General features: G+C 54.3%; 16 protein-coding genes and 1 pseudogene. 13 read left to right on the top strand and 4 right to left on the bottom strand.

Annotated features, from left to right (window positions below; translation table 11 throughout):
• Positions 1-179 precede the first annotated feature (179 nt).
• Positions 180-2,792, bottom strand: coding sequence for an MMPL family transporter (locus IK012_RS12345; RefSeq protein WP_290955056.1), 2,613 nt, complete (start codon positions 2,790-2,792; stop codon positions 180-182).
• 158 nt (positions 2,793-2,950) lie between these two features.
• Between IK012_RS12345 and IK012_RS12340 the strand changes: the two genes are divergently transcribed.
• From IK012_RS12340 to IK012_RS12330, 3 genes are all read left to right on the top strand, one after another.
• A complete protein-coding gene (locus IK012_RS12340; RefSeq protein WP_290955054.1) occupies positions 2,951-5,314 on the top strand; it encodes a CotH kinase family protein in 2,364 nt (787 codons plus the stop codon).
• 213 nt (positions 5,315-5,527) lie between these two features.
• Entirely contained in the window at positions 5,528-9,181 is a 3,654-nt protein-coding gene (gene metH, locus IK012_RS12335; protein WP_290955052.1) for a methionine synthase, read from the top strand.
• Positions 9,182-9,310: 129 nt separating this feature from the next.
• A complete protein-coding gene (locus IK012_RS12330; protein WP_290955050.1) occupies positions 9,311-9,730 on the top strand; it encodes a hypothetical protein in 420 nt (139 codons plus the stop codon).
• A 3-nt stretch (positions 9,731-9,733) separates the two neighbouring features.
• On the opposite strand, the gene IK012_RS12325 is transcribed toward IK012_RS12330, so the two are convergent.
• Positions 9,734-10,552: an ATP-binding cassette domain-containing protein gene (locus IK012_RS12325; protein WP_290955048.1), complete on the bottom strand. Its 819-nt coding sequence runs from the start codon at positions 10,550-10,552 to the stop codon at positions 9,734-9,736.
• Positions 10,545-10,757, bottom strand: a complete 213-nt coding sequence (gene xseB, locus IK012_RS12320; protein WP_290955046.1) for an exodeoxyribonuclease VII small subunit — start codon at positions 10,755-10,757, stop codon at positions 10,545-10,547. The genes IK012_RS12325 and xseB overlap by 8 nt, the downstream gene beginning before the upstream one ends.
• Before the next feature lie 82 nt (positions 10,758-10,839).
• Here xseB and IK012_RS12315 point away from each other — a divergent pair, with 82 nt between their 5' ends.
• From IK012_RS12315 to IK012_RS12285, 7 genes are all read left to right on the top strand, one after another.
• Positions 10,840-11,610 (top strand): hypothetical protein, encoded by a 771-nt coding sequence (locus IK012_RS12315; protein WP_290955043.1) that lies wholly within the window; start codon positions 10,840-10,842, stop codon positions 11,608-11,610.
• Entirely contained in the window at positions 11,607-13,163 is a 1,557-nt protein-coding gene (locus IK012_RS12310; protein ID WP_290955038.1) for a hypothetical protein, read from the top strand. The genes IK012_RS12315 and IK012_RS12310 overlap by 4 nt, the downstream gene beginning before the upstream one ends.
• Before the next feature lie 4 nt (positions 13,164-13,167).
• A complete protein-coding gene (locus IK012_RS12305) occupies positions 13,168-14,595 on the top strand; it encodes a hypothetical protein (protein ID WP_290955036.1) in 1,428 nt (475 codons plus the stop codon).
• Positions 14,595-15,224: a hypothetical protein gene (locus tag IK012_RS12300; RefSeq protein WP_290955034.1), complete on the top strand. Its 630-nt coding sequence runs from the start codon at positions 14,595-14,597 to the stop codon at positions 15,222-15,224. Before IK012_RS12305 ends, IK012_RS12300 begins: the two co-directional genes overlap by 1 nt.
• A 20-nt stretch (positions 15,225-15,244) precedes the next feature.
• On the top strand, positions 15,245-16,810 hold the full coding sequence (locus tag IK012_RS12295) for a hypothetical protein (RefSeq protein ID WP_290955032.1): 1,566 nt from the start codon (positions 15,245-15,247) through the stop codon (positions 16,808-16,810).
• 126 nt (positions 16,811-16,936) lie between these two features.
• Positions 16,937-18,529 (top strand): hypothetical protein, encoded by a 1,593-nt coding sequence (locus tag IK012_RS12290; protein ID WP_290955030.1) that lies wholly within the window; start codon positions 16,937-16,939, stop codon positions 18,527-18,529.
• A gap of 147 nt (positions 18,530-18,676) precedes the next feature.
• Entirely contained in the window at positions 18,677-19,378 is a 702-nt protein-coding gene (locus tag IK012_RS12285; protein WP_367273795.1) for a DedA family protein, read from the top strand.
• A 67-nt stretch (positions 19,379-19,445) separates the two neighbouring features.
• Here the strand turns inward: IK012_RS12285 and IK012_RS12280 are convergent, their stop codons facing one another.
• A complete protein-coding gene (locus tag IK012_RS12280) occupies positions 19,446-20,051 on the bottom strand; it encodes a toxin-antitoxin system YwqK family antitoxin (RefSeq protein ID WP_290955026.1) in 606 nt (201 codons plus the stop codon).
• 51 nt (positions 20,052-20,102) lie between these two features.
• On the opposite strand from IK012_RS12280, the gene IK012_RS12275 reads away from it, so the two are divergent.
• The 3 genes and pseudogenes from IK012_RS12275 to IK012_RS12265 form a co-directional block, all read left to right on the top strand.
• Positions 20,103-21,608, top strand: a complete 1,506-nt coding sequence (locus IK012_RS12275; RefSeq protein WP_290955024.1) for a radical SAM protein — start codon at positions 20,103-20,105, stop codon at positions 21,606-21,608.
• A gap of 81 nt (positions 21,609-21,689) precedes the next feature.
• Positions 21,690-22,502, top strand: a complete 813-nt coding sequence (locus IK012_RS12270) for a hypothetical protein (RefSeq protein ID WP_290955023.1) — start codon at positions 21,690-21,692, stop codon at positions 22,500-22,502.
• A 50-nt stretch (positions 22,503-22,552) separates the two neighbouring features.
• Positions 22,553-22,831: pseudogene (locus tag IK012_RS12265) on the top strand (hypothetical protein); the annotation flags it as partial.

Here is a 22,831-nt window from a genome sequence, read left to right as displayed (position 1 = left end):
CTAGAAGCGAGCAGAGCGAGGCCGCAAACCCCGAATCAATTTCGTTCAGCGAATGGATTCAAAAACATTAAAACCGTAGTCAAAGTCAGAAACGAGCAGAACGACGCCGCAGGACCGAAGCCGTACAAATCGTACGGCGAGAGTCCGAGAAGGAAGTTATGCGAAGTTTATGGCTTTGACTACTTCTTACGCAGCCAGGTGCCGCAAAGATACATAGTAAATATAACACTCGTAACGAGGAACATCGCGATGCTTATGCAAGCCAAATCGCCGATGCCCTTGAGGCCGCGGTGAGTGGTAAAGAGGAAGCCGACGAAGCCGGCGATGGTCGTTGTGGAACTTGCCATCACGTTGCGGCCGGTGGTATCCATCAGTTGACGGAGAGTCATGTTCTTGTCACTCATCCAGGAGGTTATCATGTGGATGGTGGCATCGATGCCGATACCGAGCGCCATGGGAATCACAATCACATTATAGATGCTGATTTTCCCGAATTCGAACAAGTCCGTCAAAAGTCCGAGGAGACCGAGCGTCAAAAGCGAACCCATGCCGAACGAGATGCAGCCCGCGATAAACAGTTTGGGCTTGCGGAACGAAATCACGAGCGTACCGAAAATCACCAAGATAATCACTAACGCAAGATTGAAGCTATCCTTCTTGACGGAATCGATGACGTCGGAAAGGATGAACTGCGACGAGAAGGTGCGCAGGTCTTCGCCATCGAAATTCCAGTGGCCGTAGCGGTCCTGGAAATTGCGCAAAGCCTTAGCATCCCAGCTCGGGAAGGCTCCGTAAATAAACCCGATGTTGCCGTAGCTGCCGTCCTTTTCGCGGAGCAGGTCCAAAGCCCAGTCGGGAATGTCTTCGGCGGTAAACGCATGGTCCACAGAAGAAAGCTTGCGGAGCGTCGCTATGTTCGTAGAATCCTCGCCCTCGGCACGGTCAAACACGCGTGCCTCGACCAGGTCTCGGATTTCTTCGATGACTTCCAGGCGGCGTTCCTGCGAATCCATCGGCGGGACAAAAGTCTTGAGCGTGAGGAAGCTGCGGAGCGTAGAATCGTGTTCCACATGCAGGCGCACCATGAGCGTATCGTAAAGTTTGTCAAGCTGCGCGGGATTGCTTCCCATGACCGCAGCCGGGGTGGATGTGGCGCGGTTGTTTATGCGCGTCACGCCCGTATTGATTCCGTTCTCCTGCTTCTTTTCGGTCGATACGCGGCGGAGGTTACGCAGGTTGTGTTCGAAATCCACATCCTGTGCAAACCAGAGCGATACCGCACCCAGCGCGAAGCCGGCGAATGCCGCATACTTGAAGAAGCGGAGAATCTTCGCCTCGTCCCAGGACTTGGGAAGCAGCGTATTGTCCGGAGCCTTGGGAATACCGCCCAGGCACTTGACAAGCACCGGGAGGAAAAGCACGGAAGTGAGCATACTGAACAGCACACCCATCGATGCCACCACGCCGAATTCGTAGAATCCGCGGAAGTGGGCCGCCAGCAGCGTGAGGAAGGCGGCGATAGTCGTGAAGCTCGCCAGAATGAAGGGCTTGAGCATCTTCTTCTGCGCATGTTCCAGAACTTCTTCGAGAGTCGCATACTTGTTCAGGAGCTTTTGCGAAGTTCCCAAGATATGGATGGAATAGTCGATACCGATACCCAAGATAATCGATGCGACAAAGACCGTGAACGGGTTCAGCTTGCCGTAGAAGAGGGCCGTAAACGCGAGCGTCGGGATACAGGCGTAAAGCACCGAGGAGGTAACAAGGATGGGGCCCTTTACGCTCCTGAAGAAGATAACCGTAAGGAAGAAGATAAGGACAAGGCTTATGCCGAACGAGAAGATGGAATCGTTCGCCACGTCGTCCACTTCCTTGAGGCCTTCGTAGGTTCCCTCGACGGTGAAGCGGGTGGGAACCGGGTAGGTCTTCGCGCTGAAATAGGCAAGAAGCGAATCCGTGCGAGCCAGAATGTGCGTCACGAATTCATAGTCGGTGGAAGGCCTGATGAGTTTCGCGTTCACCACGCCATTGAAAAGGATCTTTCCGGTGCTGTCCGGACGCGGGCAGCCGATAAGGCGCGTCTTCAGGTGGTCGGGAACGGGCTTCTTCTTGTCCCATTCTTCGGGCTCGCCCGCCTTTGTAGCGGCGGTTTCTTCCTTGCCCTTCTTGAAGAAGCTGTCGAACGCACCGGCCGCCTCGTCAGGGAGACCCAATTCCTGCGGCAGGTTAGCATCGAACCAAACGCGTTCCTTCTTGGCAGGCGCGGCAGCATTGGAATCGCCGGAAGCGGTCGCGGAATCGTCCCCCAGCAAGTCGACTACCAGCGGGCCGTTCTTGCGCCCGATTTCGAGCTGCAGGTCTTCGAGGTTGTCGCGGATGTTTTCGAGATGCTTCACCGGCAGGTAGAGAAGCGCATTATCCTTGAAGAACTTGTTCTCGTTGTCCACCTGGGTCGAGACGAAATCGCCTTTCCAGTTCTTGTGAATGTAGTCGCTGATGGAATCCTGGAGGGCGGCGACCAGTTCCGCATCCTCGCTCTGGATGGCTATCATGAACCTGTCCGTGGAACCGAAACGCTGGTAGGACTCCTCGAGAGCCTTCACGCTCGGGGTATTTTCGGGCAGCAAGTGCGAAAGGTCGGCATCGAGCTTGAGGCCGGGCTTAAAGAGGATCGGAATCGCGAAAATGACCGCGAGAATCAGGTAAAAAGCGAGCGCCTTGTACTTGTGGGCGCAAATTAGGGGTATATACCAATTGGAAAATCGGTCTATCAGGGATTTTTTGCTAGCCATAATGAGTAATATAACAAAAAAACCGCGTTTTTCTACCTCAAAAGCCGTTTTTGCGACATCTAATTGATATTCTGCAAATATGGGCGATGAACGTAAATTCTGTAAAAAAAATTCGACCGTCCCCCACATGAGACGTTTTTGAAAGTAAATTTTCAGGTATGGTTAGTATGGAACATTCAAAGTTTGATTATATACGCATTCCCGCGATTTTCGCAGCGAGTCTCGGGCTCTGTTTTCAGGGCTGCACCGACACCCCCTCCTCAACAGAAGAAGAAGAAATTATTCCCATCCCGACGGAACCCGTCCACGTAGTCGAAGAAGAAAAAGTGCAGGTGCAACTGAACGAAGTTTCAGCGCTCAACCTCTCCTGGCTGGACCAGGACGGCGATGACCCCGCGTGGGTGGAAATCTACAACATGCTCGACAAGGAAGTGAACCTGAAAGGGTTCGCGCTCGTAGAGAATCTCGAAAATCCGAGAAAATGGGTTTTCCACGACGAGACCATCGGCCCGAAGTCCTACCGCACCGTATTCCTCGACAGGAAGGACATCCATACGGTCAAGGAAATGGCGGACGGAATCGATGACGAAGGGAACACGCTCCATGCCCGCACGCACACGAACTGGAAAATCAACAAGGACGGCGGCACGATCTACATCATCGACAACCACAACGCCATCCACGATTCGATAACCTACCCCGCTCTCCCCGCAAGCATAAGTTTCGGCCGCACAGCGGACGGCAGCTACAAGTATTTCGCCAACCCGACACCCGAAGCGGCAAACGATGACGCGAACGCCTATGCGGAACTCGCCCCGACCGTAGACTTCAGCACCACGCCGAGCGGTTTCTACGCCGAACCTTTTACACTCAATCCGCCCACGGTCGCCGAAGGGGCCACGATCCGCTGCATGGACAACGGATCCAAACCGACCGAGGACTCCCCCGCCTTTACGGAACCGATGGAGATATCCAAGAACACCGTCTTGCGCTGTGCGACGTTCGTTCCTGGCGCCCTCACCACAGAGGTTTCCACCAACACGTACTTTATCGAAGAAACGGTCAACATGCCCGTCGTCGCCGTCACGGTCGATTCCGCATTCTTCAGGGAATACTACATCAAGACCGATGCCGAGACCCCGAAAACTGCGCCCGAAGGCCTTTACGAAGACAAGGAATACCCCGTACACGTGGAATACTTCGAAAAAGGCAGCTCATCGAAAAAATCGAGCTGGAACATCGAAGCGGGTATTTCCATCATGGGCGGCTACAGCAGGCTCAAGAACAAGAAATCCGTCGCCATCGTGATGCGCGAACAATACCAGGACGGGAAACTCGAATACCCGCTGTTCGAAACCCGCAAGGAGACGAACAGCAAATTCCGCGGATTCAACCTGAGAAACAACGGCAACCGCTTCGTAAGCGACTACATCGGAGACGCCGTTGGCGGCGCCATCTTGGAAGGAAGCGGAGTCGATTACCAGAGAAGCCGCCAGGTAGTGGTGTTCTACAACGGAAAGTACTACGGCATCCACGACATGCGCGAACGCTTCAACAAGCACTACGTAGAAACAAACTACGGCATCGACGCAAATACCGTCACCATGGTCAAGCACCTGGGCCACGAGGTTACGGCAAGCAACGGTTCCGTTGACGAATACAAGTCGTTACTCTCCTTTGTCGCGAACAACGACTTCAGCGGAGCCGGAAACGCGAATTACGAGATGGTCAAGACCATGATGGACGTGGGCAACTTCGCCGACTACATGGCCGCAGAAGCCTACGACCACAATGGCGACTGGCCAAACAACAACGTGCGCGCCTGGAAGAGCCCCAATCAGCCCTGGAAATTCATGGTATACGATCTCGACCACGGATTTGACTGGATGTGGGGCGTAAACAACCAGGAATTCGTACAAAGCACGAAGATTTTCCCGTGGATTTTGAAAGGCGGCGGAAACAAGCCCTGCCCGGACGAAGGATGTTTCGCGAACCTGTTCATTCAGCTTATCAAGAACCCGGACTTCGAGAGGCTCTTCTTGAACCGCTCCGCCATCATGTTGCAAAACAACCTGAATGCGGCCAACACGGCAAAGGTCGTGAACGCAATGACGGCTACCATCGATACGGCCGAAATTGCGCGCGACCTCAAAAAGTTCAAGCAGGACGAAATGTACTACAGGAACTCCTGCGGCCACGGGTTCAGCAAGACGGGCAGTTGCCTCAAGGAATGGACCGAATCCCGCGACACATCGATTATCCACGATTACGCGGACCAGTTCGGCGTAGACACCACCCTGATTACCGTAAAGATTGCCGCGGACGGTTTAGGCCAAGTGCAAGTCGAAGGTAAAACCGTTCCGCAGACCTACTCGGGCAAGTTCTTTGCCGGTGTAGCGATGGAACTGTACGCCGCACCGACCGGCGGCGGCATTTTCTACCAGTGGGAAGACGGCTCGACAGACAATCCGAGGCTCGTGGCACCGACAGACGGAGCTTCTTACACAGCGTTTTTCAAGTAAACCGACGTTTATCGCCAGCCCCCTCAGGGTCAATTATACCCAGTCCAGACCTTCGTCAGGATGACGACGGGGCGGAAAATTTATGCCTGAAGCAGTCTTGAACCATGTTCTGCATGGCGGCTCAAGGCAGCGTTCTTGACTATGGGTCGCCTTTTTGCTATATATGCATAGAATTAAATAGACGCATAAACCACGTATCGCGGATTAAACAAAATGACGTTACGAGAAGCCTTTGAATCTAAGATGATGCTGCTGGACGGCGGCATGGGTTCTGTTATCCAGACTTACGGTATCAAGGGCGCCAATAACGACATGCTCTCCATCGAAAAGCCGGATATCATCCTGGATATCCAGCGCCGCTATGTGGATGCGGGCGTGGACTGCCTGACCACGAATACGTTCTCGAGCCAGCGCGTGAGCCAGCACGAGTACCACCAGGAACACCGCATTGCCGAAATGAACCGCGCCGCGGTGAAAATTGCGAAGCAGGCCGCCGAAGAAGGCTTAAAGAAGTACGGCCGCCAAGTTTATATTTTGGGCGACGTGGGCCCCACAAGCAAGATGCTCTCCATGAGCGAAGACGTGAACGACCCTGCGAGCCGTAGCATTACGTTCGACGAACTGGAAGACGCTTACCTGGAACAGATCCAGGTGCTCGTGGAAGAAGGCGTCGACGCCATTCTGATTGAAACGATTTTTGACACCTTGAACGCGAAGGCTGCAGCAAGCGCATTCATGAAGGTGATGGAAAAGCGCGACGCCGATGCAACCGCCGCGGGCAAGAATGCCGCCGACTTGAAGCCGGTGGAAGTCATGTTCTCCATGACGGTGAGCGATGCCTCGGGCCGTACGCTTTCGGGCCAGACGGTGGAAGCCTTCGCCGTGAGCGTGATGCACATGCACCCGCTTTCAATCGGCCTCAACTGCGGTCTCGGTGCCGACGGTATGGTGCCGTACCTGCGCCGTATGGGCAAGGTCGCCCCCTGCTACATTTCTTGTCACCCGAATGCGGGTTTGCCGAACCAGTTCGGCGGTTACGACGATACGCCCGAAGACATGGTGCGCCTGATGGGCGTTTACCTGGATGACAAGCTGGTGAACATGATTGGCGGCTGCTGCGGTACCACGCCGGAACACATCGCCGCCATGCGCAAGATGCTGGACGCTCTGCCCGCCGACTACGAACGCAGAAAGCCCGCGCCCAAGTATGCAACTAGCCCGCTGCTCCGCCTCGCCGGTTTGGAGCCGCTGTTCAAGGAACAGGTGCGCCCGAGTAACGGCGCCGACAGTTGCAACGCCGAAGACTTTGTGAAGGTGGGCGAACGTTGCAACGTCGCCGGCTCCAAGAAGTTCCTGCGCCTCATTAACGAAAAGAATTACGACGAAGCTCTCGACATTGCCCGCAAGCAAGTGGAAGACGGCGCCGACGTCATTGACGTGAACATGGACGATGGCCTTTTGGACGCCACCGCCGAAATGCAGACATTCCTGAACTTGATTGCCTCGGACCCGGCCGTAAGCCGTGTGCCCATCATGGTGGACAGTTCCCGATTCGAAGTCATCGAAGCGGGCCTCAAGTGCATTCAGGGCAAGAGCATCGTGAACTCCATCTCCTTGAAGATGGGCGAAGAAGCCTTCATAGAACACGCCCTCACCATCAAGCGTTTGGGCGCCGCCGTCATCGTGATGCTCTTCGACAAAGAAGGTCAGGCCACCAATTACGACCGCCGTGTGGAAATTGCCGCCCGCGCCTACGACATCATGGTGAAAAAGCTCGGCTTTGCGCCCTCTGACATTATCTTCGACCCGAACGTTTTGACGGTCGCAACCGGCATGGCCGAACACAACGCCTACGCCATTGACTTTATCCGCGCTGTCCGCTGGATTATGGACAACCTGCCCGGCGTGCGCATCTCGGGCGGGCTTTCGAACCTTTCGTTCGCTTTCCGCGGTAACAACTACCTGCGCGAATCCATGCACACCACGTTCCTGCATTACGCGATCCCGAACGGCATGGGCATGGCTATCATGAACCCGAGCGCGATTATCGAATACAAGACGATTCCGCTCGAACTCCGCATGGCCATTACCGAAGTGCTCCTGAATACGGAGCCGGATGCCAGCGAAGCCCTCATTGAAATTGCAAGCCGCATGACTGCGGCCGCAGCAGCTGCAAAAGAAGCAGGCACCAAGTACGACCCGAAGGCGATTTTCGCCATGAGCACGGGCGCAGCCTCCTCTGACGCCGGCGACAACGCCGTCAGTTCCGCACAGGCCCAAACCACGCCTGAAGAACGTTTGCAAGAAGCATTGCTCAAAGGAACTTCTACTACCCTGCAACCCGACTTGATGGAACTCATCAACCGCGGCGATAGCCCGGTGCGAATCATCTCGGGCCCGCTCATGGACGGCATGAACGAAGTGGGCCGCCGCTTTGGCGAAGGCAAGATGTTCTTGCCGCAGGTGGTGAAGACCGCACGTACTATGAAGAAGGCCGTGGAAATCTTGCAGCCATACATTGAAGCCGGTAAGGATGCTAACGCTTCTAGCCGCGGCAAGATCGTGATTGCGACCGTGAAGGGCGACGTGCACGATATCGGCAAGAATATCGTCTCCGTGATTATGGCCTGTAACGGCTACGACATGGTGGACCTCGGCGTGATGGTTCCCGAAGATGTGATCGTGAAGGCGGTCATCGAGAACAAGGCCGACATCCTGAGCCTCTCCGGACTCATCACCCCGTCGCTCGAAGAAATGTGCACCGTGGCGAAGGCCATGCAGGATGCTGGCCAGCGCATCCCGATTATCGTCGGCGGCGCAACCACTTCGCCCACGCATACGGCCGTGAAGATTGCCCCGTGCTACGACGGCCCCGTATTCCACGTGCGCGACGCCGCGAGCAACCCGGGCCTCGTGCAAAAGCTTTTGGACCCGGCCACCAGCGAACAGACCATTCAAGAAAACCGCGAAGAGCAGCAGCGCATCCGCGACAAGCAAAACGGCATCAAGACCGAAGCCGCGAACGCCATCGCCGCCGCCGAAAAAACTCCGGTCGAACGCCGCTATATGTGCGACTGGAGCAAGTACCAGCCCGTGGAACCGCCGTTCATGGGCGAAAGCAAACTCCCGCCCATCGCGCTCGAAAAAGTCATTCCGCTCATCAGCTGGGAATACTTCTTCTTCACCTGGAAAATCAAACCCGAAGAAGAAGAAGCCAAGAAGCTCAAGGCCGACGCCGAAGCACTCATCAAGAGCCTTTGCAAACCCGAGTACGCTCTCCGGGCCGTGCAAGCCTTCTACCCCGCCGCCGGTACCGAGAACTCTGTCCTCTTTAACACGGGCCGCACTGGCACCGACGCCGACTTTGTAGAAGTCAGCACCGCCCGTCAGCAGAATCCCGAAGGCACCTGCCTCGCCCTCTGCGACTACGTGGCGCCCGCTAACGCAAACACCGCAAGCGTATTCGCCGCTCCCGCCGGTAAAGATGTATTCCGCGACATCGTGGGCGCCTTCGCCGTCACCGTAAGCGACGCCTTCGTGAAGCGCCTCGAAAAGTTGAAGGCCGAACAGGGCGGCAGCGACTACGACGTTCTCTTGATGCAAACCGTCGCCGACCGCCTGGCCGAAGCCGGCGCAGAATACTTGAGCCAGAAACTCGCCCGCACAAGCAACTGGAAGGGCATCCGCCCGGCCGTCGGCTACCCCGTACTCCCGAATATCAAGGAAATCTTCAACGTCGCGAAGCTCATCGACTTTACAAGCGTGGGCATCAGCCTCACCGAGAACGGTGCCATGTACCCGCAGGCTTCCGTCAGCGGTCTCTACATCAGCCACCCCGAAGTCGACTACTTCCACGTGAAAGAATAAAAACATAATTGCAACGGCAAGTTCCTATTGACTTGCCGTTTTTATTTGTTTAGATTCAGTGAAGGATGTTTAGATAAACTATCCTCCCCCCGTCAGCTTATTTTCTATAAAGAAAGAGGTACTATTGCTATGAAAGACAGACAAGATCTTCCCGAACTGGCAAAAGCGTACCTTTTTACTATCAAAATACAATTCGACAACGTGCTACCCGACAAGGCGGAAGAGTTCAAAGAACTCGCCAACAACCTTTCTGCTCGTTGCCGCAAGATAAGATTCCTCAAGGAAAATACGAGCGACGTATTCACCATCGTCGAAATATCCTTTGACGAGTTCGAGGATTATCTCGTCACAACCTGCATCAAGAACGAGTACCTCAAGAGTTTCCGCATGACCATCGACCACTACTCGTCGAAAATGAATCTCGTGTACAGCGAGAAATTCTTTGACTGCAAGGCCGTCTATGTGGAAGAATTCGCATACGACAAGTTCGATACGAACCAGGATCGCCTGGTCAAGACCATCGGCGTCAAATGCAAGCGCGGGCACTAGGCCTTATCGCCTGATTACAGGAACACACGAAAGCAACTTCTTGGTGTATTCGTGCTGCGGGTTCACGAGCACTTCGTTTGCGGCTCCCCGCTCTACGACATGCCCGAAGTACATCACCAGCACATCATCGGAAAGGGCGCGCACCACCTGCATATCGTGACTGATGAACAGGATGCTCAGGCCAAGATCGATACGCAAATCGTTGAGCAGGTGAAGTATTTGCGCCTGCACAGAAACATCGAGAGCGCTGGTAACCTCGTCACAAAGCAGAATCTTGGGCTTAACCATCAGGCTGCGCGCGATGCACAGGCGCTGCCTCTGGCCTCCGGAAAATTCATGCGGAAACTTCGCGAGCGCCGAATGCGGAATGGAAACGCGGTCCATCAGCTCGTAAGCTCGGGCCTTCGCTTCTTCAAACGGCACCTTCCGGGCCATGAGCGGGGCCGTGAGAATTTCTTCTACGGTCTGCCGCGGGTTCAGGCTGCTGTACGGATCCTGGAACACCATCTGCATCATGTCGCAAACGCGGGCGGCCTTGCCCTGAGCGTCGGGAGCCAGCTTGCCGCCATGCGCCTCGCGTCCGAAAACCTTCACGCTGCCCGAAGCAAGCGGCACAAGCCCCACCAGAGACTTCACCAGAGTCGACTTGCCGCAGCCCGACTCGCCCACCACGCTCAGGATTTTTCCCTGTTCCAACGTGAAGGACACTCCGTCGACTGCGGTAAAATAATCCTTCACCTTGCCCAGCACACCGCCGCGTACCGGGAACTTGACAGAAAGGCCCTGAGCCTCGATAGCAGGAATGTCGCCAAAATCAGGCATCCGCTTCCCCGTCCAGGCTTTCCAGTGCTCCCTGAACGCTTTTTTCCGTAGAAAGCAGAATCTGACGGCACTTCTTCAAGAGTTCTGTCGCTTCCTGAACATTGCCAGCAAGCTCGTCGATTTCCATTTCGGAATTGTCGATGCGTTCAAGAATCGCCTCAAGGCGCTCCATCGCGTTTTTGTACTCGAAGTTTTCCTTACTCATACAAGGGAATATAGTTAATCACAAACGTTACAGTTCACCCACTGAACAAAATCGCTTTCCACTTTTATTACATTTATTACCAGTGGAGAAAAAAGAACGCTACAGCCTGCGAAAACTTTCCGCAGGCATGTTTGGAGGGTTCCGCCTGGCGTGCGGGGCGGTTTTTGCAATTGCAATCCTCATGACCTACGGCTGCCTCGATATTCCCGACGACCCGAATACGGCACAGGAACTGGAACGGCTAGATATCGTCGTACTGCAATCCGGGAAGGAAGATTCGACCCTACTGAAGATCCGCCCGAGCGATTCCTCCATAGTCCGCGCCGACATTTACCCCAGGCAGTTCAAGAAGCAACTGTCATTCACTTGGCTCAGGAGTACCCAAGACACCTCGTTTGTCCTCGGCAACGGGCAGGATTATTCTATCCCCGAGAACGCGGGAACGAACCAGATTCCGAACGAACTCGAGGTCATAGACGAAGTCGGCAATTCCATCCACAAGTCATTCAATATCATCGTGAACATGGAGCCCATGCTGAGCGAAACGACCTCTCCCGCCCAAAACGAAACGCTCTACGGGAACTCGCACACAGCCATCCTGTTCAAGTGGAAATCCTTCGACAACGATTCCTTCGATGACGGCAACCTGAGCCACACGCTTATCATCGACGGAAAAAGATACCCCGTCGGCCACCTCACCGAAATCAGGCAATCCGGTTTCAAAGAGGGCGCCCACACATTCCAGGTCATCGTATTCGACTCCTTCGGAGATTCCGACACGCTTGCCCCCAGGACATTCTACATGGCCGATACAACAAGTTACACGGCAAATACGTTCGGAGATGAACTATGATTTTCCGGATTCTAGCCATTTTTGCCTGTGCGCTCGCCCTGTTCTATGCAGCCTGCACCAATAGCGACGATTTCCTCTACAACGAGGCCGACGCAACCTTTATCGAAGTTTCTGCCGAAATGGCCTACTCGTTCGATTCGATCAGCGAGAGAATCAAGTCGGACACATTAAACCCGGGCGATTCCCTCATATTCATTGCGAACATCCTTCCCTCGAAATCCATCAAGATAAAGCGTTACCTCTGGACGCTGGACGGAGACCCGTTCTCCTTCGACTTCAGCTTCCGTAGCGCAGTATCGGAACCGGGGATGCACAAAATCGCATTCGTACTCGAAACCTTCTTCGGCGATACCCTGAGCGACACGCTCACGCTCTGGGTTTCGAGCCCACCGATTCTGCAGGACAGCATGTTCATCCCCGCAAACGGCTCGCAGGGCATCCCGACAACGGGAGGGATTTCTTTTGCATGGAATGCCTACGACCCGGATTCCATAGCGATACTGTACTACCATTTTTCCATTGACGGGATCATCGACACCCTGCTGACCGAACCCAACTTCACCTACTGGAAAGACCTTGAACCGTTGCACCATTACCTTTGGCACGTGCAGGCGATAAACGAATTCGGTTTCGTCTCCAGCACCAAAATTGATGGAAACTTCTTTACGAGCGGAGGCCCGAACGAAGGCGGCATAACCGGATTCATCGACGTAACGACAAGCGACAACAACAATGTGGTTAATATTTCCGCAAAGATTTCCATCCTGGATTCAATCGGCTATGAATGTTACGGCAACGATGTGAAGGCCAACAACCAAACGGTGCAACCATTTGTCGTCTCGCCCCTAACACCAGGCAATTACAAAGCGATATTCTCCGTCCCCAAGTACGCCGATTTTACTAGCGATACAATAGACTTCACCATTTCTTCGAACGAAGTCGTGGAACTAGGCACCATTGATCTCCGCGACACAGTCGCACCCAAGATTTCCTTTATCGAAAACGGAATTGCAAACGAGGAGATAGACACGCTGGAATATGCCGACACGCTCAAATTCCTCGTGACGGATTTCGGGACCTTGCTTGCACAGAAGACCGTATATGTCTATCTAGAATCTGAAAAGCTCACCGAAAAGGTTGGTGCAAGCGACACCCTCATAGTGGTCCTTCCCTCCAACGCAAAATCATGGAATACCAGGCATCTCGACATCATCGCCATTGACGCAAGCAAGAATCGCAACCTCCGCAGTTACACCATTGAGCCGGCAGATAGCTGGATCAAGACGAACAACTCGTTCACGCAAAATGGCCCCGGAAGTATCAACCTTTTCGTAATCGATACCAACCCCTACGGATTCACCATTGAAAGTTGCAGTTTCTTGGTCAACGGAAATCTGTACCACAACGGCAATCTATCGACGCTCCTGTGTTCAACCACTATAACCACCGACGATCTTGTCGAGGGGAAAAACACCATAGAAAGCATCGCTGAATACTCGATTGGCATAAACCATTCAAAAAAATGGTACATCACCTATACCGAGGCTGAGTAACCCCATGGAAAAGCGCTACAGGACATACACCATCGTTCTTGCCACGGCATTCGCGCTTGCCGCCATGTTCTCCGTATCGGGTTGCAGCGACGCCATCCCCGTTTCTGAAAACGACACGCCGACACTCAAGCAGCACATGTTCGTACTGCCCGACCGGCTTACGGGCCAACCGTACTCCTATGCCACGCCGACCAAGGCTGTTTACCTCGACACAAACGAGACCGTCAAATTCTGGGCCGCCTACTCCATCAACGACGTTTACATGTCGTCGGATACCGCAGACAATCACTTTTTGAACCACAGCTGGACTATCGAAGACGAGGAATACAATATTTCCCCGCTGCGTTTCAGTTTCAAGACTCCCGGATACAGAATGGGAATCCTGCAGACAGTAGACCTGTTTTCGGATACCCTGCGCGACACGCTCAACATTTTCGTGAATTCACCCATCGGAATTTCGCTCATCGCTCCCGTCAATGGCTACAATCAAGTCAAGCCCGTTTCTAACAGTGAAGTAGAGATCCGCTGGTCGGTTAGCGGGCTGGACCCGTGGGAAGCCCACTCGTGCCGCATTTACGCGGCCTTCAAGAAAGATGAAGTCTGGGATCACGATCTTGGCAGCGTGAATTGCTACGAAGACGCACGCTTTGTCGGACCATTCCTCCCAGACTCCCTAATAAAATACCTGACAGAACATCCGGAACAGGACACTTCTGTCACCATCTACTGGGGAATGATCGCAAAATCCTATACCGACGACGGATTCCAGGAAGCGGACTCCTCGGAAATACACCACTTCTCGACGCAGTTCCTGCACGAAGATTCCTCCGTCATCGTCATCCCCATCGCATACGACAGCCAGTTCTTAAGTTCTCTCTACACGCAGGTCGTCATTACGGACAACAAAGGCGACACGCTTCTTGTCGAACACAAGCAGACAAATCCATCAACAATCAGAGTGAAAGTCGCACCGCAAACCGGAATCCGCATATATGCGCAGGAACTCAACTTAACGGAATTCGTTGCCGAGCCGGAGACCACGAACGCCCAAACAGGCTCATTGACCATCCTAGACACAATACGATTCTACGACAAGACCCAGCCGCAGGTGGCTCCAAGGACTTTAATAAGCCACACATCGGGACGCTATGGTGGCACAATCATGAATGACTCCGTCTACTTTTACACGCTGGACAACGGTTCGGGCATCAACCCGATGAAAATTACCGTCACGATAAACAACGATACTATACTGCACCGCTACACGGAGCCTTTCATCAAATTCAGAGCCCCCTACGAGAACAACAGCAAGATACGCATTCATGTCGAGGACTACGCCCACAACGCAAGCCCGAAGGTTTACTGGAAATTCGACAGGGTTGACTCCTACCCGAAAATCACCGGGCCGTTCTCCGAAACAGGAGGCAACTAATGAGAGCCTCCATCCTAACCATTTCTTTGCTGTTTTTCTGCGCTATAGCCGTCTGCGCACAAGAGGCCCCGAAATACCTGCATATTTCGACAAACCCTTCCTATGCGGATGCTTATGTGAACGAAACACGTGCGTCAATCGCTTCGAACCCAGACGTAGCTTTACCCGGCTATATCCGCGTTCCCGAAGGTGAACCGAACGTTCTCGTCACCATATTCAAGCCCGGCTACAAGGACACGACCATTTCCGTCAAGATTTCGCAAGCGGACACCTCCTACCTGATTGTCGCGCTCACGCCCTCGTACGACGACGAGCTGTTGCAAAGCCAACAGAAATCCCTGATGCGACGCGCACGCCGCAACATGGGCCACAAGTTCATCTTCGCATCGGCAGTCCCCCTCATTGCAAGCGGAATCGCGGCGATCGTCGCCCATAGCGAAATCAAGCAAGCGAACGAGAGGAAGGAATCCATCGAAAAGAGCCTCATACGACACGGCGAAGAATACGAATTCAACATAGAGAGTTTCAACGATCATCGCGACAGAGCGACAACATCGAAGAGCGTATCCATCGGCACCGCTGTCGGCGGAGCAATTCTGCTCGGTTTCGGGATAGTCCTTTCCTTCTAGGTAGCATCATGAGTAGTCCTATGAAAAAAGTAGCCTCGCTTCTAGCCATCTGCCTCTCTGCGCATGTTTTTGCAGCAGACCCGCAAGGCATTTTCGCCCAGGTGGAACTCGTCTCGGGCACAACGCAGAAGGCTCAGTTCCTCGGTATCGCAAACGATACGGTAAGCCTCGGCGGCTACATCAAGAACCAGTTCACGATCGTGAAGTTCCCGAAGTCGCAGTTCAAGAGCATTGTGGACGAGCAGGGCAACGACCTCCTGAACCCAGCCAAGGCCACGCCTGATTCCGCCATGGCTGCGGATTCCTCGGTCGCACAGAGCGATTCCGCCCTAACAAGCGACTCCACCATTCAGGACACCGCCACCGCTAGTTTAGAACAAAATAACAACGATTCCAAGCGTGAGCCGGCCAAAGTATTCATCAGTTTTGAGCCTTCCAATATAGGAGCAACCCAGCAGGAGCTGATTGGGGAAATCACCTACAGCCTGCTGCACGAACTGGATTCCGCCATCCAGATGCACCGCTGGGACGAAATCGCCGAATGCAACGACAGGAATTGCATCCAGGAGCACTGGAAGAAAGCCGGGGCAAATGAAATCTATTTCGGCAAGCTGGCGCAGGCCAAGCATCCCGATTCAATCGAAATCGCCCTTACGCGCATCCTGTACGAAGAAGACCTCCCGACCATCACGAGAACGAAGATTGTCGTCTCGCGCGACTCCATGCTGCAAGACGCCCTCAAGGGGAACGCCATCACGAATTTCGTCAAGAAGGCAAACGGGAAGCAAGTTTCCACGAAGGCCGAACGCAGTTACATCCATGTAGAGACCGACCCGGAAGCAGCCACCATCTCGCGGCCCCAGAAAGATGCCATATGCAAGTCCCCCTGCACCTTCGCCGTTACCGACACCGGAAAAATCGAAGTGAACGCCTACTGGAATGTGGACAAGCATCTCTGGGGCGCCCAAACCTTCGTCCGACCGCTTCCGGGCGACACGGCTAAGGTATCGCTCAAGCTCAAGCGTATCAATCCCGAAATCAAAATCGTGAGTAACCCGGTCGGCGCGGAGATTTTCCCGGGCCAGGATGAAATCACCAACGAAAGCCTGTCCATCGGCTACACCCCCAAGAAGGTGACCCTAACGACTCCGGGCATGACCTACCTGCACCTCAGAAAAGCCGGCTACCGCGACACGCTGGTAAGCTTCTACGTTGCGCCCGTTCCCGAAATAAACCTCGACATTTCCATGGAACACCTCACCGACTTCGAAGAAATCAAGACGCAGGAGGAGTGGTTCCAGAAGAGAAAGCGCTCCTTCATCGGCAAAGTGCTGATGGGATCGTCCGTCACGCCCGTCCTGCTGGGTTCGCTCTTCTTCTATTTGGCCTCCCAGGATTACGACGAGGCCAAGGACATAAAGAACGACCTCAGCATGCCGAGCGCCGCCAAAGGCGAGAATTTTAACGCAAAAATCAAGAAAAACCATGACCTGGTGGAGTCGGGAGACCGGTACTCGATTATCGGCGGTTCGCTGATTGGCACGGGTATAGCCCTGTTTACCCTAGGTTTCATCCTCACTTTCTAGTGATTTTCCGCAAATTTATCGCAAAAAACCGGTATTTTTTGCACACATTTTTGCAAGACCGACGTTTTTAATCTAAATTTTTATACGATGCGAAAGATAGTAACCAAAATTTTGCCCTTTTTGCTTTTGTCTGCAAGCGTATACGCGGCCGATTTCGAACGCTCTAATTGGCGTACCCAGATATACCTGCAGGCGGAACCCGCCTTTGTTCATTTTGAAGCCTCTAACCCCCAGTTGCTGAAGGAACCCATCGACAAGGAAATCCTTACGGTTCCGCTCAACGTCGGCTTCCTGTTCAGCCCCCTTTTCACCCCTATCGCCAAGGCGGACATTCCGTTCACCCTGTGGCTCGGTCTCGAAGTCAACTCCATCCAGTTCCGTGAAATCGACAGCAACCCCGCATACTGGGGCGCAGACGACAACGGCAAGGCGGACCACAACAACGACCTCTCCGAAAATGGCGAAGGCCGCTCGCTCTCCTTCCGTGCATATGCCCCGTCCGTGGTTGGCGGTTTCTCCTTCAACATCGGTGGCGACTTCGACCTGCGCGTCCTCGGCGGTTACGGATTCCACTTCTTTACGTTCATCGACAACTACTCTACGAGCACGAAGGACAATACCGAGATGGCACCCACCGCATTCGTGTCGGGCGCTCTCGAATACCGCATCACCGAACTGTTCAAGGACGTGGACCTCAAGATCGGCGTGAACGTCCGCAAGGAATTCCTCCCTTACGAGAACCTGAAGGCGACCAACACGTACAGCTACGACGCCGAGAACCCGACCCCCTCGTCCGGTTACTCGGGAATCACCTTCGACAAGATTTCTTACAAGTGGCCCGTCCGCGTCGGACTTGAACTCTCGCTCGACTTCGGGCGTGAAAGCCGCCGCGACCGCCGCATGCGCTTCACCCTGCGCGACCGCGACCAGGTGCTGCGCGAAAACAGCGAAGTCAAGGACACGCTCAGCGACTGGGACTGCATGGCCATCGAGCGCGACTACCGCTTCTTCCTCGACGAGAACGGCGAACTGCCCGACATGAGCGAAGCCTTCACTCGCACCCAGTTCTCCGACGTGCTGGAAAGCTTCCTCGCCTTCTGCCACCCGGCTGACCTCGCCACGAAGGAAAAACTCTACGCGACTCTCGATACCGGAAAGGTCGAACTGAAGGAATACCAGGTACGCCAGGAAGATTCCCGCTTCGACCAGGTCATGGCTAGCAACGACCCCGAAATGCTCGAGATGTTCCTGCAGTACTACCCCGACTCCCCACGTAGAGGCGAGGTCGAAGCCAAGCTCAGGACGCTCGGCGAATACCACAAGTTCCGCGAGATTCAGGCCCAGAACACCTTCAAGGCCTACCTCACCTACCTGAACGACAATCCGGACGGCGCGTTCCGCGACGAAGCTGAAACGGGCATTTTCGAACTCGTGAAGAGCAGCAACCGCCTGAAAGACTATGAAATTTACCTGAAGCGCTTCCCCAACGGCAAGTACGTCAACGAAGCGAAGGCCGCCCTCAAGGGCTCCAGCTCCAGCGGTCCTTCCGTGATGGAATACCAGGCACCCGAGTACGTGGCCGAAGAACCGGCACCCGAGGTGGAGGACGACGACGAAGAAGAAGTCGAAGAAGCACCTAAGGTGAAGAACAAGAAAGCCGCCAAGAAGGCCGCGAAGAAGAAAGCCAAGGCCAAGGCGAAGTCCAAGAAGAGAAGATAAGATTCAAACCGAAAAAAGCAGCACGGTCAATCACCGTGCTTTTTTAAATACCTTAAAGACATGAAAAAAATCGCCATACTAGCACTCCTTGTCGCAGGTCTGAACCTCGCGGCATTTGCACAGACTGATTCCACTTTATCGCCAGCAATGGCACCAGCAGCTCAGGTCGAGGCAGCCAATCCGGGAGCAGTCGCCACCTCCGACAACGCCCCGAAGACCGGCATCTACGACCAGATTATTGACTGGTACAACGACAACCTGAACTACGGGACCATCGCCCTCCTGATGGCTGTCGAGAGCTCGTTCATTCCCTTCCCGTCGGAACTGGTGGTGCCGCCTGCCGCCTACAAGGCTATGCAGCACGAATCGGGCCTGAGCATTGTTCTCATCGTGCTATTCGCGACACTCGGTGCGCTTATCGGCGCGTTCATCAACTACTACCTCGCGAAGTTCCTCGGCAGGCCCATTATATACAAATTCGCAGACAGCCGTCTCGGGCATTTCTTGCTTCTCGATGCCGGCAAGGTCGAGAAGGCGGAGGAATACTTCCGCGAGCACGGCGCAATCTCCACGTTCGTCGGGCGACTCATCACCGTCATCCGCCAGCTGATTTCCATCCCGGCAGGACTCGCGAACATGAACATTTTCCAGTTCACGCTATACACCGCACTCGGCGCCACCATCTGGAACTGCGTGCTGGCGTTCCTCGGGTATCTCGCTCACGGCCAGAAGGATATCATCCAGCAGTACAGTCACGAACTTTCCATCGCGCTCGTCGGCCTCGGTGTCGCGTTCATCGGCTACATGGTGTGGAACGCCTTCCGCCCGAAAAAGAAAAAATCCAACTAACGCTTTTGCGCAGTTTCTATATCGGAAACAAGATTACCGGCGACAAGATGTCGCCGTTTTTTTATTGCTAGAAGTTGCAGTTCTCGACGCAGCGGTTTCTTTCGAACTTCGCCTCGAAAATCTTGATGCCCTTGTTGAACCGGCGGTAAGGACCGTTGCGCAATCCTTTTTCGAAAGTCATTTCTTCTTTCAGCACTCCCAGTTCGTCGTAAATTTTCGCGACACCTTGGATGCGGCCATCCACATAGGGAATCTTGCGCCACACGAGTCCGCGGTCATTGAACTCTTCGCTCATTCCGTCGAGGATGCCATTCTTGTACACCTCGCGCAGTTTCTTTATTCCTGTGTCGTAGTAGTCCGTACTCACGCCATGCTCTATGCCGTCACGGTAGCCGATGGTCTGCCAGGGCTTGCCGTTCTCGTAATAGCTGCGGTACACACCATCGAGTTTTCCACCCTTGTACGGAGCTTCAATTGCGACCTTGCCGTTCGGGTGGTAGCTCACCGCCACGCCCTCGCGGATGTCCGTCCCCTTCTGGACCGTGTAGACCCTGGAGACGCTTCCGTCGGGGAAATTTTCGCGGATGGTGTCCAATGCGGCAGGGGTTGGACCAGCGGCAAAGCCGTAGCCAAACCCACAACACAGGAGTAGTGCGAAAATTCCTTTTTTCATCGGATACAAATGTAGTTTTATCGCCGATAATTATGTATTTTGCAGTTGCTTATGCGCATTACTTTTTTAAACCCTCCGTTCCATCCGATGTTCAGCCGCGAGTCGCGCAGTCCGTGCGTGACCAAATCGAGTACTCTTTACTGGCCCATGTTTTTGAGCTACGCCGCTGGCACCGTAGAAGCCGACGGAAACGAAATCCAGCTCATCGACAGTCCCGCCATGGAACTGAACCTCCCGCAAACGCTCGAGGGTATCAAGAAATTTGACCCGGCACTGGTCGTCTGCAGCACGAGCACGCCGAGTATTCTGAACGACCTCAAGGTCGTGCACGCCATCAAGGAAACGCTCCCGAATACGAAGGTCGCCATCATGGGCACGCATGCGACGGCCGAACCTCTCGAATCGATGGAGATGGAACCGAGCCTCGACTTCGTGATTATCGGCGAGGCGGACTACACCGCGAGGAACCTCGTGCGCTACCTGCGTGGCGATATTAAAGAAGTTTCCAGCATCGCGGGCCTCGCCTTCCGCAAGGCGGACGGCACCACCGACTTCCAGCCCGAAGGCCCGAAGATCGAGAACCTCGACGAACTTCCGTGGGTGTCGAAGGTCTACCGCAAACACCTTTATTCCTGCTACAAGAAGTATTTCTACGGAGCGAACCTCAACCCGCTGATCGTGATTCTCTCGGGTCGCGGTTGCCCGAACCGCTGCAGCTACTGCGTGATTCCGCAGACGCTCAACGGCCACAAGTTCCGCCGCCGCACGCCCAAGGACGTGGTCGACGAACTGCAGTACATCAAGGACAACTTTGAAGACCTCGGTGAAGTCTTCTTCGAAGACGACACGTTCACCGCGAGCCATGAGCACGTGCGCGAAATCTGCAACCTGATTCTGGAACGCGGTCTCAAGATTACGTGGAGCTGCAACGCGCGCGCGGACGTGCCGCTCGACCTCCTGAAACTCATGAAGAAGGCCGGCGGCCGCGAAATGTGCGTGGGTTTTGAAAGCGCAAGCCCGGTGGTTCTCGAGAACATCCACAAGGGCGTGAAGAACACCGACAAGGCCATCGAGTTCACGAAGAACGCCCGCAAGGCGGGACTCCTAGTGCACGGTTGCTTCATGGTGGGTAACCCGGGCGACACTCCGGAAACGCTCCGCATGACGCTCGACTACGCCAAGAAGTTGAACCCGAACACCGCGCAGTTCTACCCCATCATGGCTTACCCCGGCACCGAAGCCTACAAGGAAGCCTTGGAAAGCGGTGCATTACAGACAAAGGATTACAACCAGTGGCTTGACAAGGACGGGTTCCACCGCACTACAATCCAGCGCGGCGAACTCACCAGCCAGGCGCTCGTCGACTTCTGCGACAAGGCCCGCCGCGAATTCTACCTGCGTCCGAGCTACATTTTCCACCAGGGAATCATGGCCATCAAGAACCCGCGTGAACGCTACCGCGTGATGCGTGGATTCGGGACCCTCGTGAAGCACCTGTTCCGCAAGCACGGACAGCTCGCTCCCGTAGCACGCCAGGCCCCGACCATAAAGCAGTAGCCGTTCGACGGGCACACCAAACTTATTACAATCCCGGCCCCTGCGCCGGGATTTTTTCTACATTGGCAGGGAGAGGCAGCAATGATTTCCAAAGATTCCGCACTCCCTGATTTCGAAGCCCGCAGCAAAAAGGCCATATTCTGGCTAAGGTTTTTCTTTATCGGCCTCGCCGTCCTAGCCATCCCCACGGAAATCTGGATTGCGTCCACTCCCGGCTCCGACAACTACTTTGGAGAACTGCTGAAGGGATTCCTTCTTTCGGGAATTATCGGCATATTCGCCCCGTTCGCCATTTTAAGTGACATCGCCGGAACTAGGGCACAAATTAGCGGAGACCTGATAGGCCTCGGCTTTGCCATAAACTTTATATTGCTGTTCGTACACCTCTTTGTCACTTCGTGGATTACCGTCCATATGTTCTGTTCCTGGCTCCGCAGCGCCATCAGGGAACAGAGCCGGTTTACAGAGACGAACTATCCTCCGAAAACAGCCACGGTTCTCGCCCTCGCCCCCATCATATTTCCGGCGTTCCATTACCAGATTTTCAAGGACCTGTTCACCCGGCAAAAGGAATCTCTCAAAAAGAACAATCTCGAGGCCAACGTCATTCCGGACTGGATGCTCCGCGCCATCCCCGTACTCGGCGTCGCAATACAGGTCGGCTGGAGCTTGGGACTTTTCATCTCGAAAGGGCACATCGCCATCAGGGTCATCAGCCTTCTCCTTTGCATCGCCCTTCTTTTCTGTTACACCAAGGTCATAAAGGCAATCACCGCAAACTTGAGCACGCTGAATTCTTTGCCGGCCAGCGACACGCCCAGCGTTCCGTCTGACGAAGAACCGCATCATGAAGAACTGAGCGAAGAAGCCGTCACCCGAGACGAAAATTCCTAGTTCGCTCCGGCAACAGATTTATTTCTATACTGAGGGCTAAAGGAGATTCTATGATTTGCAAGAAGTGCGGCAGAGAATACGAAGACGACATGCCGAAGTGCTTGTGGTGTGATGCGCCAAACGACAACAAGGTCGATCCTTCGGCCACAAACCCGGCAGACGAGACCAGCCAAGAGGATGCGGAGCCTCTCACGGAATGCGAGATTAGTTCCCAAAAGGCCCAACGTTGGCTGATGTTTTTCTTTTTAAGCCTTCTCACCACCATTGCAATCGCATGGTTTTTTAGTCTTTTCTTCAGCCACCTGTTAGATAATGGTTTCTTGGATTTT

Origin of the sequence: Fibrobacter sp. (assembly GCF_017551775.1) — a bacterium.
Lineage (GTDB): Bacteria > Fibrobacterota > Fibrobacteria > Fibrobacterales > Fibrobacteraceae > Fibrobacter.
This window is presented reverse-complemented; position numbering and strand designations above follow the sequence as displayed.

What these genes read in the sequence shown, in the direction of transcription:
- xseB (WP_290955046.1), bottom strand. Translation starts at nt 10,757, where the DNA reads ATGAGTAAGGAAAACTTCGAGTACAAAAACGCGATGGAGCGCCTTGAG.
- IK012_RS12270 (WP_290955023.1), top strand. Translation starts at nt 21,690, where the DNA reads ATGATTTCCAAAGATTCCGCACTCCCTGATTTCGAAGCCCGCAGCAAA.
- IK012_RS12280 (WP_290955026.1), bottom strand. Translation starts at nt 20,051, where the DNA reads ATGAAAAAAGGAATTTTCGCACTACTCCTGTGTTGTGGGTTTGGCTAC.
- IK012_RS12345 (WP_290955056.1), bottom strand. Translation starts at nt 2,792, where the DNA reads ATGGCTAGCAAAAAATCCCTGATAGACCGATTTTCCAATTGGTATATA.
- IK012_RS12295 (WP_290955032.1), top strand. Translation starts at nt 15,245, where the DNA reads ATGAAAAAAGTAGCCTCGCTTCTAGCCATCTGCCTCTCTGCGCATGTT.
- IK012_RS12285 (WP_367273795.1), top strand. Translation starts at nt 18,677, where the DNA reads ATGGCACCAGCAGCTCAGGTCGAGGCAGCCAATCCGGGAGCAGTCGCC.
- IK012_RS12275 (WP_290955024.1), top strand. Translation starts at nt 20,103, where the DNA reads ATGCGCATTACTTTTTTAAACCCTCCGTTCCATCCGATGTTCAGCCGC.
- IK012_RS12340 (WP_290955054.1), top strand. Translation starts at nt 2,951, where the DNA reads ATGGTTAGTATGGAACATTCAAAGTTTGATTATATACGCATTCCCGCG.
- IK012_RS12330 (WP_290955050.1), top strand. Translation starts at nt 9,311, where the DNA reads ATGAAAGACAGACAAGATCTTCCCGAACTGGCAAAAGCGTACCTTTTT.
- IK012_RS12325 (WP_290955048.1), bottom strand. Translation starts at nt 10,552, where the DNA reads ATGCCTGATTTTGGCGACATTCCTGCTATCGAGGCTCAGGGCCTTTCT.
- IK012_RS12300 (WP_290955034.1), top strand. Translation starts at nt 14,595, where the DNA reads ATGAGAGCCTCCATCCTAACCATTTCTTTGCTGTTTTTCTGCGCTATA.
- IK012_RS12310 (WP_290955038.1), top strand. Translation starts at nt 11,607, where the DNA reads ATGATTTTCCGGATTCTAGCCATTTTTGCCTGTGCGCTCGCCCTGTTC.
- metH (WP_290955052.1), top strand. Translation starts at nt 5,528, where the DNA reads ATGACGTTACGAGAAGCCTTTGAATCTAAGATGATGCTGCTGGACGGC.
- IK012_RS12305 (WP_290955036.1), top strand. Translation starts at nt 13,168, where the DNA reads ATGGAAAAGCGCTACAGGACATACACCATCGTTCTTGCCACGGCATTC.